14 protein-coding genes are annotated in these 13,063 nt (G+C 72.1%); 6 read left to right on the forward strand and 8 right to left on the reverse strand.

Annotated elements, in window-relative coordinates; translation table 11 throughout:
- Positions 1-15 precede the first annotated feature (15 nt).
- The 8 genes from ACFC0G_RS27715 to ACFC0G_RS27750 form a co-directional block, all read right to left on the reverse strand.
- On the reverse strand, positions 16-936 hold the full coding sequence (locus ACFC0G_RS27715; RefSeq protein ID WP_376407858.1) for a glutamate ABC transporter substrate-binding protein: 921 nt from the start codon (positions 934-936) through the stop codon (positions 16-18).
- A 14-nt stretch (positions 937-950) separates the two neighbouring features.
- Positions 951-1,697: an amino acid ABC transporter ATP-binding protein gene (locus tag ACFC0G_RS27720; protein ID WP_376407859.1), complete on the reverse strand. Its 747-nt coding sequence runs from the start codon at positions 1,695-1,697 to the stop codon at positions 951-953.
- A 194-nt stretch (positions 1,698-1,891) separates the two neighbouring features.
- Positions 1,892-2,338: a DUF6278 family protein gene (locus ACFC0G_RS27725; RefSeq protein ID WP_376407860.1), complete on the reverse strand. Its 447-nt coding sequence runs from the start codon at positions 2,336-2,338 to the stop codon at positions 1,892-1,894.
- 115 nt (positions 2,339-2,453) lie between these two features.
- Positions 2,454-3,233: an exodeoxyribonuclease III gene (locus tag ACFC0G_RS27730; RefSeq protein WP_376407861.1), complete on the reverse strand. Its 780-nt coding sequence runs from the start codon at positions 3,231-3,233 to the stop codon at positions 2,454-2,456.
- A gap of 39 nt (positions 3,234-3,272) precedes the next feature.
- The gene (locus ACFC0G_RS27735) at positions 3,273-3,908 is read right to left on the reverse strand and encodes an MBL fold metallo-hydrolase (RefSeq protein ID WP_376407862.1); all 636 of its coding nucleotides are present in this window, start codon (positions 3,906-3,908) and stop codon (positions 3,273-3,275) included.
- A 21-nt stretch (positions 3,909-3,929) separates the two neighbouring features.
- Positions 3,930-5,189 (reverse strand): alpha/beta fold hydrolase, encoded by a 1,260-nt coding sequence (locus ACFC0G_RS27740; protein ID WP_376407863.1) that lies wholly within the window; start codon positions 5,187-5,189, stop codon positions 3,930-3,932.
- Between the two features lie 152 nt (positions 5,190-5,341).
- The gene (locus tag ACFC0G_RS27745) at positions 5,342-5,851 is read right to left on the reverse strand and encodes a sortase (protein WP_376407865.1); all 510 of its coding nucleotides are present in this window, start codon (positions 5,849-5,851) and stop codon (positions 5,342-5,344) included.
- Between the two features lie 311 nt (positions 5,852-6,162).
- Positions 6,163-7,827, reverse strand: coding sequence for an FAD-dependent oxidoreductase (locus tag ACFC0G_RS27750; RefSeq protein ID WP_376407866.1), 1,665 nt, complete (start codon positions 7,825-7,827; stop codon positions 6,163-6,165).
- A gap of 231 nt (positions 7,828-8,058) precedes the next feature.
- Between ACFC0G_RS27750 and ACFC0G_RS27755 the strand changes: the two genes are divergently transcribed.
- The 6 genes from ACFC0G_RS27755 (at position 8,059) to ACFC0G_RS27780 (ending at position 12,993) form a co-directional block, all read left to right on the forward strand.
- On the forward strand, positions 8,059-9,180 hold the full coding sequence (locus ACFC0G_RS27755) for a SchA/CurD-like domain-containing protein (protein WP_376407868.1): 1,122 nt from the start codon (positions 8,059-8,061) through the stop codon (positions 9,178-9,180).
- Between the two features lie 67 nt (positions 9,181-9,247).
- Positions 9,248-9,718, forward strand: coding sequence for a cupin domain-containing protein (locus tag ACFC0G_RS27760; RefSeq protein WP_376407870.1), 471 nt, complete (start codon positions 9,248-9,250; stop codon positions 9,716-9,718).
- Positions 9,715-10,983, forward strand: coding sequence for a beta-ketoacyl-[acyl-carrier-protein] synthase family protein (locus ACFC0G_RS27765; RefSeq protein ID WP_376407872.1), 1,269 nt, complete (start codon positions 9,715-9,717; stop codon positions 10,981-10,983). The genes ACFC0G_RS27760 and ACFC0G_RS27765 overlap by 4 nt, the downstream gene beginning before the upstream one ends.
- Positions 10,980-12,227, forward strand: coding sequence for a ketosynthase chain-length factor (locus ACFC0G_RS27770; RefSeq protein WP_376407874.1), 1,248 nt, complete (start codon positions 10,980-10,982; stop codon positions 12,225-12,227). Before ACFC0G_RS27765 ends, ACFC0G_RS27770 begins: the two co-directional genes overlap by 4 nt.
- A gap of 24 nt (positions 12,228-12,251) precedes the next feature.
- Positions 12,252-12,512 (forward strand): phosphopantetheine-binding protein, encoded by a 261-nt coding sequence (locus ACFC0G_RS27775; RefSeq protein WP_376407876.1) that lies wholly within the window; start codon positions 12,252-12,254, stop codon positions 12,510-12,512.
- A 1-nt stretch (position 12,513) separates the two neighbouring features.
- Positions 12,514-12,993, forward strand: a complete 480-nt coding sequence (locus ACFC0G_RS27780) for an SRPBCC family protein (RefSeq protein ID WP_376407878.1) — start codon at positions 12,514-12,516, stop codon at positions 12,991-12,993.
- Positions 12,994-13,063: the final 70 nt, after the last annotated feature.

A 13,063-nucleotide genomic window follows, 5' to 3' on the forward strand; every position in this document is an offset into this window, starting at 1 on the left:
GGGTGGCTCCTCCGGTCAGCTCGCCGGGTAGCGGTCGATGGCGGGCGGCGTGGGGGCGGGGACCCCGGAGAGGCCGAGGGTGGCGTCGTAGGCCTTCTTCCAGTCACCGTTCTTCTCGTGGGCGGCGATGGCGTCGTCGAGGGCGAACCGCAGCGCGTCGTCCCCGTGCGGGACGCCGATGCCGTACGGCTCCTCGGAGAAGGGCTTGCCGACGACCTTGAGTTCGTCGGGGACCTTGGCGGCGTACCCCATGAGGATGGTGTCGTCAGTGGTGACCGCGTCGACCTGGTAGGTCAGCAGGTTGTCCACGCAGACGGAGTACGTGTCGTAGGCGACGAGTTCGGCCTTCGGGTAGTCCTTCTCGATCCGCTGGTACGGGGTGGATCCGGCGGCCGAGCAGACCCGCTTGCCGGCCAGGTCCTGCGGTCCGGCGATGTCGTTCTCGTCGGTCCGGACGAGGAGGGACTGGCCCGCCAGGTAGTAGGGACCGGCGAAGCCGACGAGCTTCTTGCGGTTGTCGTTGATGGTGTAGGTGCCGACGTAGTAGTCGATCTGGCCGTTCTGCAGGGCGGTTTCGCGGTTGGCCGAGGCGATCGTACGGAAGTCGATGCCGGCCGGTTCGAAGCCGAGGGAGGCCGCCATCATCTTGGCGATCTCGATGTCGAAGCCGGAGTAGCGGCCGGTGGCGGGGTCCTTCTCGCCCATGTAGGGCTGGTCCTCCTTGGCCCCGACGACGAGGTGACCGCGCTTCTTCGCCCGGTTCCAGGTGCCGGAGTCGGGCAGGGTGAAGCCCGACCGGACCTGGTAGACGGGGAGTCGGTCGGGCTGCGGGCCCTTGACGGGCGGGCTGCCCTCCCGGCCGCAGCCGCCGAGGGCCGCCGCCACCGCGAGCAGCAGGGCGAGCGCGGCCAGGGGGTTCCGATGCGTACGCTGCATGGTCACCGGCCCGCTCAGTGCTTGAGGATCTTGGAGAGGAAGTCCTTGGCGCGCTCGCTGCGCGGACTCGTGAAGAACTCCTCGGGCGTGCGGTCCTCGACGATGCGTCCGTCGGCCATGAAGACGACGCGGTTGGCGGCGGAGCGGGCGAAGCCCATCTCGTGGGTGACGACGACCATCGTCATGCCGTCCCGGGCGAGTTGCTGCATGACCTCCAGGACCTCGTTGATCATCTCGGGGTCGAGCGCGGAGGTCGGCTCGTCGAAGAGGAGGGCCTTGGGGTCCATGGCGAGGGCGCGGGCGATGGCGACGCGCTGCTGCTGGCCGCCGGAGAGCTGGGCCGGGTACTTCTCGGCGTGCGCGGCGAGGCCGACCCGGTCGAGGAGTTCGCGCGAACGCCGGTCGGCCTCCTCCTTCTTGCGCTTGCGGACCTTGATCTGCGCGAGGGAGACGTTGGCCAGGACGGTCTTGTGCGCGAAGAGGTTGAAGGACTGGAAGACCATGCCGACCTCGGCCCGCAGCCGGGCGAGCGCCTTGCCCTCGTCGGGGAGGGGCTGTCCGTCGATGACGATCTCGCCCGACTCGACGCGCTCCAGCCGGTTCATGGCCCGGCAGAGGGTGGACTTGCCCGAGCCCGAGGGGCCGATGACGACGACCACCTCGCCGCGACCGACGGTGAGGTCGACGTCCTGAAGGACGTGCAGCGCGCCGTAGTGCTTGTTGACGCCACGCAGTTCGATCAGCGGATCGACGACGGCCATGCGCTGCCCTGCCCCATTTCTCAGCGGTGTCGCGGTCAGCGCAAACTATCCACCAGAAAAAGGGACTTCACGGCCGACACGCATGAAACCGAAATAAGCCGTATTTACTGCAAAAGGGTGGAGATCGGCAGGGCCGAGACAGGGTCCGGGCGAGCGCGCATCGTGTACTCGGCGGGGTCCGGACGGGCGCCCGCTCACTGCTCGGAGGCCTCCGCGTACACCTGGTAGAGCTCCGGCGCCCCCGTCATCGCCCAGTCCAGACCGGCCTCGACGACCTGGACCTCCCGGCCGGAGGCGAGCCGCACCACGGGGCCGCCGCCGGGCCACACCTGCCACCGGGCCCCGGGGACGTTCCGGACGATCACGGTGCCGAGATAGAGACCGGCGTCGTTGCCGATCCAGGGGAGCTCCTCCGGGTCGTCCCGCCAGCGGGGCGGCAGCTGGTCCAGCTCCTGGAGGGAGCGCGGGCTGTCGTCGAGCGCCACCCCGGCCTCCTCGACGCGGGCGCGGAGCAGCTCGCACTCGGCGAGCAGCTCCCCCACTCCCTCGGGGTCACGGTCGAAGGCCGCGGTCAGCGGCGATTCGGCGTCGCCCTCGGTCTCGTGGCGCTTGCGCCAGCTGTCCAGAAACGGAATGTTCATCCGAACAGCCTCGCACCGTCACCCACGGGTCGACCACCCGGCGCGCGGAGATCATCTCGGCGTGCCGACCGTCCCCACCTGCGGGGAGCGTGCGGGACAGGCCTCCCCGGAGACTCTAGACGTCGAGGTCGACCACGACGGGCGCGTGGTCCGAGGCGCCCTTGCCCTTGCGCTCCTCGCGGTCCACGTAACTGTCCGAGACCGCCTCGGCGAAGGGCTTGTTGCCGTAGACCAGGTCGATGCGCATGCCCTTGTTCTTCGGGAAGCGGAGCTGGCGGTAGTCCCAGTACGTGTACGGGTGGTCGTACTTGAGGGGGCGGGGGACCACGTCGGTCAGACCGGTCTCGCGGAGGCCGGCGAGCGCGGCCCGCTCCGCCTCCGTGACGTGCGTGGCGCCCTCGAACTCGGCGATGTCCCAGACGTCCTCGTCGGCCGGGGCGATGTTGTAGTCGCCGAGGACGGCGAAGGGCCGCTCGCCCGCCGCGTCCTCCCCGACGGCCGCCTTGAGCGCCTCCAGCCAGCGCAGCTTGTACGCGTAGTGCTCGTGGACGACCTCGCGGCCGTTCGGCACGTACACCGACCAGACGCGGACCGGGCCGCAGGTCGCGGAGATGGCCCGGGGCTCCTGCGCGCCGTCGTACTCGGGGCCGCCGGGCAGGCCCGTGACCACGTCCGCGAGGCCGACGCGGGAGACCAGGGCCACGCCGTTCCACCGTCCGGTGGCGTTGACCACCGACTCGTACCCCAGCGCGCGCAGCTCCTCTGTGGGGAACTGCTCGGCGGTGCACTTGGTCTCCTGGATGCACAGCACGTCGGTGCCCGTGCTCTCCAGCCAGGCCAGGAGACGGGGCAGCCGGGCGGTGATCGAATTGACGTTCCAGGTGGCGATGCGCATGGGCGCAAGCCTACTGGCGGGGTGTGACAGTCGGCGGATTCAGAGCTCGGCGGAGGCGCCGGGGGCGAGTCGGGAGTGGTCGGTGCCGCCGAGGGCGCCGATCTGCCGGTCGTAGATCGGCCGGGCGAGGTCGGTGAGGAGGGCGTCGTGGATGTCGTACGCCCGGCGCGGCTTCACCTCGCGCACGTAGTCGATGACCTCGGAGATCTTGTTCCAGGGGGCCATGACCGGCAGCAGCAGGGTGTCGACCGGCCGGTCCGGGACGGTGAGCGCGTCGCCGGGGTGGAAGACGGCGCCGCCGTCGACGAGGTAGCCCACGTTGGTGACGCGCGGGATGTCGGGGTGGATCACCGCGTGCAGCTCGCCGTGGACCTGGACGTCGAATCCGGCGGCGGTGAAGGCGTCGCCGTGCCCGACGGTGTGCACGCGGCCGGGGAAGGCCGCCGAGAGCTGGTCGGCGACGCTCCGCAGCGTCCAGATCTCGGCGGCCGGGTTGGCCTCGAGGGCGGCGCGCAGCCGGCCCTCGTCGAAGTGGTCCGGGTGCTCGTGGGTGACGAGCAGGACGTCGGCTCCGACGACCGCGTCCTCCTCGGTGAACATCCCCGGGTCGAGGACGAGCGTCCGCCCGTCCTTCTCCAGCCGGACACAGGCGTGGGACTTCTTGGTCAGCTTCACGCGGCCAGGTTAGCGGCCGGGTCACGCCGGGGGCGTCGTCTCCTCCCGGATGGCGCGGGCGACCGCGCGCTGCGCGGTCTCGGCGGCCGGGAGGCCGCAGTACACGGCGGTGTGGAGCACGATCTCGCGGAGCTCGTCGGGCGACAGGCCGTTGCGGAGGGCGGCCCTGGTGTGGTCGGCGAGCGCCTCGTGGTGGCCTCCGGCGATGAGCGCCGTGAGGGTGACGACGCTGCGGGTGCGCCGGTCGAGGCCCTCGCGGCCCCAGACCTCGCCCCAGGCGTACCGGGTGACGAGGTCCTGGAGGGCGCTGTCGGGGTCGTCGGCGAGGGCCTGGTCCACGTGCGCGTCGCCGAGGACCTCACGGCGCAGGCCGAGCCCCGTCTCGTACGGGTCGGGCCGCCCGGCGGCGGCGGGCTCGGCGGCCGGGGCCGCGGGGGCGGGCTCGGCGGCGGGCACCGGGACCGCGGGGAGCGGCGGCACGGTCAGGGTGCCGCTGGCCTCCTGGGCGGTGCCCGCGAAGTGCTCGATGAGCAGGTCGGTGACGGCGGCGGGCTGCTCGACGGGGGCGAGGTGCGAGGCCCCGGGGACGACGGCGAGCCGGGCGTCGGCGATGCCGGCGACCAGGGTGCGGGCCTCGGCGGGGCCGGTGACCTGGTCCTCGGAGCCGACGAGGACGAGGGCGGGGACGCCGATGCGGTCGAGCGACTCGCGGACGTCGAAGACCGCGAGGGCCTCGCAGGCGGCGACGTAGCAGGCCGGGTCCGTCGTGCGGACCATCTGGACGGCCCACTCGACGATCGCCGGCTGCGCGCCCGCGAAGAGCGGGGTGAACCACTGCTCGGGGGCGGCCCGGGCCATCGGCTCCAGACCGTTGGCCCGCACGATGACCCCGCGCTGCCGGAACTCGTCGGCGCTGCCGAACCGCGGCGAGGTGGCGACCAGGGCGAGCGAGGCGACCCGCTGGGGTGCCCGCAGCGCGAGGTCGAGGCCGACGGCGCCGCCGAGGGAGCAGCCCGCGTAGCCGAAGCGCTGGACGCCGATCGCGTCGAGGGTGGCGAGGAGCCGGTCGCCGAGTTCGGCGACGGAGGTGAAGGGCTCGGCCGGAGCACCGCCGTGCCCGGGAAGGTCGAAACGGACGACCCGCCACTCACGGGTGAGCTCGGGTATCTGCCGGTCCCACATGTGCCAGGTGGTCCCCAGAGAGGGCCCGATGACCAGGACCGGAGCGTCGTCTCGCCCGTCGACGCGGTATTGCAGGATGTTCGTCGGTGTCTCACTCACCCGCAAGACCCTCTCATCTCTCGCGGTCCCGCACACCGTCGGGTCTCATCTCACGGCTGCCGCGGGTGATCGGCCGCAGCTCGGCCCCGGATCTCCTCGCGGAGCCGGGGCCGGAGCAGGTGCCGTGGGCCGTGGGGCGTGGGGGCGTGGGTTCAGGCGGCGTTCCGGGCGGCGACGGTGCGGCGGCGCCTCCTGATCAGGACGCTCGCGGCGGCGCTGCCGAGGAGCAGCGCGCCGAGGGTGTACGGGCTGGCGCCGTCCCCCTCGTCCGCCGCGGCGGCGGCCCAGCCGAAGCCCGCTTCCACGGCGCCGTTCGGCCGGCCGGAGATCTGGTAGGTGACGGTCTGCTTGATGCGGGGCGGGCACTTGAGGGTCACGGTGTCCGTGCCGGAGACGGCGTCCAGCGGGAGCGTGAACTCGCCCACCAGGACGCCCTTCCGGTCGCCGGGCAGGAGGTGGAACTTCCCGCCCGCCACCGACTCGCCCTTGCCGTAGGTCTCGTTGCCGCAGGCGGTGGTGGTGACGGTGACGACGGTGCCGGGGGCCGCCTTCCCCGGATTGACCCAGGCGCCACCGGCGGGCGCCGCGACGGCGGAGGGTGCGGACAGGGCGAGGGCGCCCAGGACCAGGGCGAGCTGGGTACCCGTACGTGCGAGACGCATGCTTCTTCTCTCCTTCGGGGGAGCTTTCCCGGCCGGCGGAACCGCGCGGCACCTGTGCTGTGCTCCGTGCACGAGAAGATCCCCGACCGGTGGGCACCGCAACGGGAGGAACGCGAGCGGTGTCCCCCGGTCGGGTCTTGATCGCCTTTGCCGCCGATCATCGCCGCAGGTCACGGCGGGCCGTGCGGCGTTCGGGAACGACGTGCGCCCTGCGCGCGAACGGGCTAGGGTGCGCCTCCTCGATGAGCCGGTCGGCTGACGCCCGGAACCCCACCGCGGACTCGCCCCCTCCCGGAATCACGCCCCCGGGATCACGCCCCCCGGCCCAGGATCGCCGCGAGGGCCTGCCGCAACGCCGCTTCGGGGTCGGCGGACGCCCCTTCGGACCGCCACGCGACGAACCCGTCGGGGCGGACCAGCACCGCGCCGTCCGGGGTGACGCCGTGGGCCTCCGCCCAGTCCGTGTCGCTCGCGGGGGAGAGCTCCGCGTCGGGCCCGTCGCCGATCCGGTACGCGTCGAGCGGCACCGACAGCTCCTGCCCGACGCGGGTCGCCGCGGTGTGCCACCCGCCGGCGCCGTCCCCGGAACTCAGGAGCACCAGGGACCGCTCGTACAGGTCGAGGGTGGAGACCCGGGTGCCGGCGCGGTTCAGCCAGACGTGGGGTGCCCGGCTCCCGGGTTCGCCCGTCAGCCGCAGTCCGTCGGGCACGACCGGCGCCGTCCGGTCGGCGCCCAGGACGGCGCCCTGCGGATAGCGGTAGCCGAGCACCACGTTGAGGATGCCGCCCTTCCTTCCCTGGGGGCCGCCGGCTCCGGGCTCGGGGGTGTACCCGGGGTGGCTGTGCTCGACCGACCGCGCCGAAGCCCGGGCGCTCGTGGCCTCCGCCACCGGCCGGCGCTCCGCGTCGTAGGACGCGAGCAGGCCGGGGCCCGCCCAGCCGCCCAGGACGGCGGCGAGCTTCCAGGCGAGGTTGTGCGCGTCCTGGATACCGGTGTTGGAGCCGAAGGCCCCGGTGGGCGGCATCTCGTGGGCGGAGTCGCCGACGAGGAACACCCTTTCGTCCGCGTACCGTTCGGCGATCCTCTCGGCCGCGTGCCAGGGAGCTCTGCCCGTGATCTCCACGTCGAGGTCCGGCACTCCCACGGCGCGCCGGATGTGTTCCCTGCACCGCTCGTCGGTGAACTCCTCGAGCGTCTCGCCGTGTTCGGGGTGCCACGGGGCGTGGAACACCCAGCGCTCCCGGTTGTCGACCGGCAGCAGGGCTCCGTCGGCCTCCGGGTTCGTCAGGTAGCAGACGATGAAGTGCCGGTCGCCGACGACGTCCGCGAGGCCACGGGACACGAAGGTGATGCTCACGTTGTGGAACAGGTCGCCCTGACCGCTCTGCCCGATGCCGAGCCGCTCGCGGACCGGGCTGCGCGGGCCGTCCGCCGCGACGAGGTAGTCCGCGCGGATGGTGGTGTGCTCGCCGGTTTCGCGGCTCTTGACCTGCGCGGTCACTCCTTCGGCGTCCTGCTCGAAGGACATCATCTCCGTCGCGAACCGCAGGTCTCCGCCCAGCTCCCTGGCGCGCTCGAGCAGCACCGGTTCGACATCGTTCTGGCTGCACAGGCACCACCCGGCAGGGCTGAAGCGGGCGAGGCCGCCGCCGGGGTCGATCTCCTTGAACAGCCACTCGCCGGCATCGCCGACGAGGCTCGGCGTCTGCAGGACGCCGTTGTTGAGCGCCAGGACCGACGCGGCCTCCTGGACGGGCTGCGCGACCCCGGCGCTGCGGAACAGCTCCATCGTGCGCACGTTGTTGCCGCGGCCGCGCGGGTGGATCGACGTGCCCGCATGGCGCTCGACCAGTGTGTGCGGCACCCCGAGCCGCCCCAGGAACAGCGCGGTGGACAGGCCCACCAGCGAGCCGCCGACGATCAGTACGGACGTGCGGTGACCGGCTGCTTCGCCGGCCACGTCGAATCGGTTCATGGTTCGTCTCCGGCGTCACCTGCGACGCGAGTCGGGGATGGGATGCAGATTCAAGTCCTTCGGGGACGGGTCCGCGTGCCGGAGACACCCGGATGACACGCGGTTCACTCATCCGCTTTATCGGGCTCGCGCGCTGTCGGCGCTCCTGTCAACCATCGACACACGACGACCCCGGCGTTTCGGACACGCAGGTCGTTCCCACCCCCCACCGAGAAGAGAGAGGTGTGCCGGATGGCCCCCTCGGGACGTATCTCGCAATCCGTGTTCGACGGCTCCAGGCTGCGGGTGATCCTCCTGCTCGACCTGTACGAAGGAGCTCAGCAGCAGTTCCTCGACGCGTACGAACTCATGCGCAAGCAGGTCGCCTCCGTTCCCGGTCACATCAGTGACCAGCTCTGCCAGTCCATCGAGAACCCCTCGCAGTGGCTCATCACCAGCGAGTGGGAGAGCGCGCCGCCGTTCCTCGCGTGGGTGAACAGCGAGGAGCACGTCGAAACCGTCAAGCCGATGCACAGCTGCGTCCGGGACACCCGTTCGATGCGCTACAGCATCCTCCGGGAGACCACTCCGGGTCAGCCGGCCTCGCGGGCCGCGGCGTCGGCGGGCGTGCAGGTGGAGGCCCGCGTGGGCGACGGTGTGGCACGCCACGCCCTCACCTTCACCGTCAAGCCGGGCTCCGAGTCGAAGGTGGCGGAGATCCTGGCCGGGTACGAGCCGCCCCGCGCCCAGGTCGACGAGACCACACGGCTGCGCCGTACCTCCCTCTTCATGCACGGCAACCGCGTCGTCCGTGCCGTGGAGGTGGAGGGCGACCTCCTCGCGGCCCTGCGGCACGTCGCCCGGCAGCCCGAGGTACGGGCGGTCGAGGAGGCCATCAACCCGTACCTGGAGCAGGACCGGGACCTGACCGACCCCGAGTCGGCACGGGTGTTCTTCACCCGGGCCGCGCTCCCCGCCGTCCACCACGTGGTGTCCGGCCGGCCGGCACCGGCCGACCTGCGGCGGCACGCGCTGTACTACCCGGCCAAGGAGGGCGGCGGGATGGAACTGGCCCGGCTGCTCGCCCAGCAGGACCGGGCCGCGGCGGACGCCCCGGACAGCCCGGTGTACGGCAGCACCGTGTTCCAGCGCGACGACATCGTGGTGCGCCTCGTCGACATCACGGGCGACCTCGACCTCGACCCCGTCGCCTCCCTCGGGCTCAAGGGCGCCGGGAAGGCCGCGGAGCTGGAACGCCTCCTCGACGGCCCCGCGATCGGCGTCGAGGGCTCCCTGAAGACGGAGCGCAACATCAACCGGCTCCTGTCGCACGCCGACATGCTGCCCGTCACCGACCGCACGGCGGATTCCTGACGGCCCGTCGCGGCCCCCGCCGGCGTCGCTCCCCCACACGTCACTGCCATGACCGGAGGTATCAACCATGCTCAAGCAGCGTCCACGCATCGTGAACCTGAGCGAGACGGAGCCCAACCGCAGGCGCGGAGGTGACCTGCGGGCCATGCTCACGCCGGCCACGGTGGGTTCCACCAGCGGCTTCATGGGCCTGGCCATCGTTCAGCCGGGCGAGCGCATCGGCGAGCACTACCACCCGTACTCCGAGGAGTTCGTGTACGTCGTCTCGGGCGAGCTGGAAGTGGACCTGGACGGCGACACGTACGCGCTCCGGTCCGATCAGGGGCTCCTGATCCCGATCGACGTGCGGCACCGCTTCCGCAACGTCAGCGACGTGGAGGCCCGCATGGTCTTCCACCTGGGCCCGCTCGCCCCCCGGCCGAGCCTCGGCCACGTCGACACCGAGGTCACCGACGAGGCCGAGCTCGCCGCCGCGGGCCCCCACCTGACCGTGCACGACCCGGGACAGGTGTCCGAGCGAAGCGGGGCCATCGAGTGAACCGGCGCGTGGCCGTCACCGGCATCGGTGTGGTCGCTCCGGGCGGTACCGGAGCCAAGGCGTTCTGGGACCTCCTCGCCGCCGGCCGAACCGCGACCCGCGGCATCACCCTGTTCGACCCGGCCGGGCTGCGCTCCCGCATAGCCGCCGAGTGCGACTTCGACCCGGCGGAGCACGGACTGGACCCGGAGCTGAGCCGCCACGCCGACCGGTACATCCAGTTCGCCGTCGTCGCCGCCGGGGAAGCCGTCCGTGACGCCGGGCTCGACACCGAAGCCGAGGACCCCTGGCGCGTCGCCGTCTCCCTGGGCAGCGCCGTCGGCGGCACCACCCGGCTCGAACACGACTACGTCCTGGTCAGCGCGGGCGGCGCGCGGTGGGACGTGGACCACCGCGCGGCCGACCCCAAGCTGCACATGGCGTTCTCCCCGAGCACGCTCGCCTCCGTCGTGGCCGAACAGTTCGGCGCCCGCGGCCCGGTGCAGACCGTCTCCACCGGATGCACCTCCGGCCTCGACGCCGTCGGCTACGCCTTCCACACCATCGAGGAAGGCCGCGCGGACGTCTGCATCGCCGGGGCGTCGGACTCCCCGATCTCCCCGATCACCATGGCCTGCTTCGACGCGATCAAGGCCACGTCGCCCGACAACGACGACCCGGAGCACGCCTCCCGGCCCTTCGACAACAACCGCAACGGCTTCGTCATGGGCGAAGGCGCGGCCGTCCTCGTCCTGGAGGAGTACGAGCACGCCAGGGCCCGCGGTGCGCACATCTACTGCGAGATCGGCGGCTACGCCACCTTCGGCAACGCGTACCACATGACCGGTCTGACCGGTGAGGGGCTGGAGATGTCCCGGGCGATCGACTCCACGCTCGACCGGGCCCGGCTCGACCCCACGGCGATCGACTACGTCAACGCGCACGGCTCGGGCACCCGGCAGAACGACCGGCACGAGACCGCCGCCGTGAAGCGGTCCCTGGGCGCGCACGCCTACGACACGCCCATGAGCTCCATCAAATCCATGGTGGGGCACTCGCTCGGCGCGATCGGCGCGATCGAGGTGGCCGCCTGCGTCCTCGCGCTGAAGCACCAGGTGGTCCCTCCGACGGCGAACTACGAGACCCCCGACCCCGAGTGCGACCTGGACTACGTACCGCGCACCGCCCGCCCCCGGAAGCTCCGGAACGTGCTCTCCGTGGGCAGCGGATTCGGCGGCTTCCAGTCCGCGGTGCTCCTGACGGGGCCAGGTGGGAGGACACGATGAGCAGTGAGCGCCCACGGCGCGCGGTCGTCACCGGCATCGGTGTGATCGCCCCCAACGGATTGCGCGCCGACGCGTACTGGAAGTCCGTCCGGGAAGGGCTCGGTGCCCTGGACCGGATCACCCGCGAGGGCTGCGAGGACATGCCGCTCAAGGTCGCGGGCGAGGTCCGGGGCTTCGACGCCGCCGCTCTGATCGAGGAGCGGTTCCTCGTCCAGACCGACCGGTTCAGTCACTACGCCATGGCCGCGGCCCAACTCGCCCTCGACGACGCCGGCCTCGCCCACGACGACCCGGAGGAGCCCTTCTCGATCGGCGTGGTCACCGCTGCCGGTTCGGGCGGCGGCGAGTTCGGCCAGCGGGAGCTCCAGAAGCTGTGGGGCCAGGGATCCAAGTTCGTCGGCCCGTACCAGTCCATCGCCTGGTTCTACGCCGCGAGCACCGGCCAGATCTCCATCCGGAGCGGGTTCAAGGGGCCGTGCGGAGTCGTCGCGAGCGACGAGGCGGGCGGCCTGGACGGCATCGCCCACGCCGCTCGGGCCGTCCGACGCGGCACGGGCGCGGTGGTCGTCGGCGCCGCCGAGGCGCCCCTCGCCCCGTACTCGATGGTGTGCCAGCTCGGCTACCCGGAGCTCAGCACCGTCGAGGACCCGGACCGCGCCTACCGGCCGTTCACCACCGGGGCCTGCGGCTTCGTCCCGGCGGAGGGCGGCGCGATGCTCGTCGTGGAGGACGAGTCCCGTGCCCGCGACCGCGGAGCGGCCGTCCGGGCCGTCGTGGCCGGCCACGGCGCCACCTTCACCGGCGCCTCTCGATGGGAGGAGTCCCGGGAGGGGCTCGCCCGCGCCGTCCGCGTCGCCCTCGACGAGGCCGCGTGCGCCCCGGAGGAGATCGACGTCGTCTTCGCCGACGCCCTGGGCGTACCGGAAGCGGACCGTGCCGAGGCGCTGGCGATCGCCGACGTCCTCGGGGCACACGCCACCCGCGTACCCGTCACGGCGCCCAAGACGGGCATCGGCCGCGCCTACTGCGGTGCGCCCGTCCTGGACACCGCCGCCGCGGTCTTCGCGATGGAGCACGGCCTGGTGCCCCCCACCCCCAACGTGTTCGACATCTGCCACGACCTCGATCTGGTGATGTCCCGCGCTCGCCCCGCCGAGCTGCGCACGGCCCTCGTCCTCAGCCGGGGACTCATGGGATCCAACGCGGCGCTGGTCGTGCGCCGCGGCGACGACTCCGCCCGGTAGGACCGGGCGGGAAGGAGAGCACAGATGATCACCACCGCACTGACCTTCGACGAACTCGCCGCGCTGATGAAGCAGGCGGCCGGCGTCACCGTCGACGCCCGGGACCTGGAGAAGGCGCCGGACGCGCCGTTCACCACCCTCGGCCTCGACTCGCTCGGCCTGCTCGGGATCGTCGGCGAAGTGGAGAACCGGTACGGCGTGGCGCTGCCCACCGACGCCGAGCGCTGCAAGACGCCCGCCGAGTTCGTCGGCCTGGTCAACAGCGCCCTCCAGACGGGAGCCTGACGTGTCCGGTCACACCGACAACAGCATCACCATCGACGCCCCGCTCGACCTCGTCTGGGACATCACCAACGACATCGAGAACTGGCCCGATCTCTTCAGCGAATACGCCTCCCTGGAGGTGCTCTCCCGCGAGGGCGACTCGACGACCTTCCGCCTGACCATGCACCCGGACGACAACGGCAAGGTCTGGAGCTGGGTGTCGGAGCGCACCATGGACCGCCGCGGGCGGACCGTCCGTGCCCGCCGCGTCGAGACCGGTCCGTTCGACCACATGAACATCCGGTGGGAGTACGAGCAGACGCCGGCCGGGGTCCACATGCGCTGGGTGCAGGACTTCGCGATGAAGCCCGACGCTCCGGTCGACGACGACTGGATGACCGACAACATCAACCGCAACTCCCGCACGCAGATGGCCCTCATCCGGGACCGGATCGAGCAGGTCGCCCGCGACCGCCGGGGCGCCTCGGTCCTGCCGGGCTGACCGCACACGGCCGCACACGGACGCGCACACACACTCCCGCACACCCCGCACTCCCGCACTCCCAGGAAGG

Source organism: Streptomyces sp. NPDC056169, from assembly GCF_042268445.1.
Taxonomy (GTDB): Bacteria; Actinomycetota; Actinomycetes; order Streptomycetales; family Streptomycetaceae; genus Streptomyces.

Excerpts from the sequence above, each read along its gene's own strand:
- ACFC0G_RS27730 (WP_376407861.1), bottom strand. The coding sequence starts at position 3,233 with ATGCGCATCGCCACCTGGAACGTCAATTCGATCACCGCCCGGCTGCCC.
- ACFC0G_RS27750 (WP_376407866.1), bottom strand. The coding sequence starts at position 7,827 with ATGAACCGATTCGACGTGGCCGGCGAAGCAGCCGGTCACCGCACGTCC.
- ACFC0G_RS27715 (WP_376407858.1), bottom strand. The coding sequence starts at position 936 with ATGCAGCGTACGCATCGGAACCCCCTGGCCGCGCTCGCCCTGCTGCTC.
- ACFC0G_RS27745 (WP_376407865.1), bottom strand. The coding sequence starts at position 5,851 with ATGCGTCTCGCACGTACGGGTACCCAGCTCGCCCTGGTCCTGGGCGCC.
- ACFC0G_RS27770 (WP_376407874.1), top strand. The coding sequence starts at position 10,980 with ATGAGCAGTGAGCGCCCACGGCGCGCGGTCGTCACCGGCATCGGTGTG.
- ACFC0G_RS27760 (WP_376407870.1), top strand. The coding sequence starts at position 9,248 with ATGCTCAAGCAGCGTCCACGCATCGTGAACCTGAGCGAGACGGAGCCC.
- ACFC0G_RS27725 (WP_376407860.1), bottom strand. The coding sequence starts at position 2,338 with ATGAACATTCCGTTTCTGGACAGCTGGCGCAAGCGCCACGAGACCGAG.
- ACFC0G_RS27755 (WP_376407868.1), top strand. The coding sequence starts at position 8,059 with ATGGCCCCCTCGGGACGTATCTCGCAATCCGTGTTCGACGGCTCCAGG.
- ACFC0G_RS27775 (WP_376407876.1), top strand. The coding sequence starts at position 12,252 with ATGATCACCACCGCACTGACCTTCGACGAACTCGCCGCGCTGATGAAG.
- ACFC0G_RS27720 (WP_376407859.1), bottom strand. The coding sequence starts at position 1,697 with ATGGCCGTCGTCGATCCGCTGATCGAACTGCGTGGCGTCAACAAGCAC.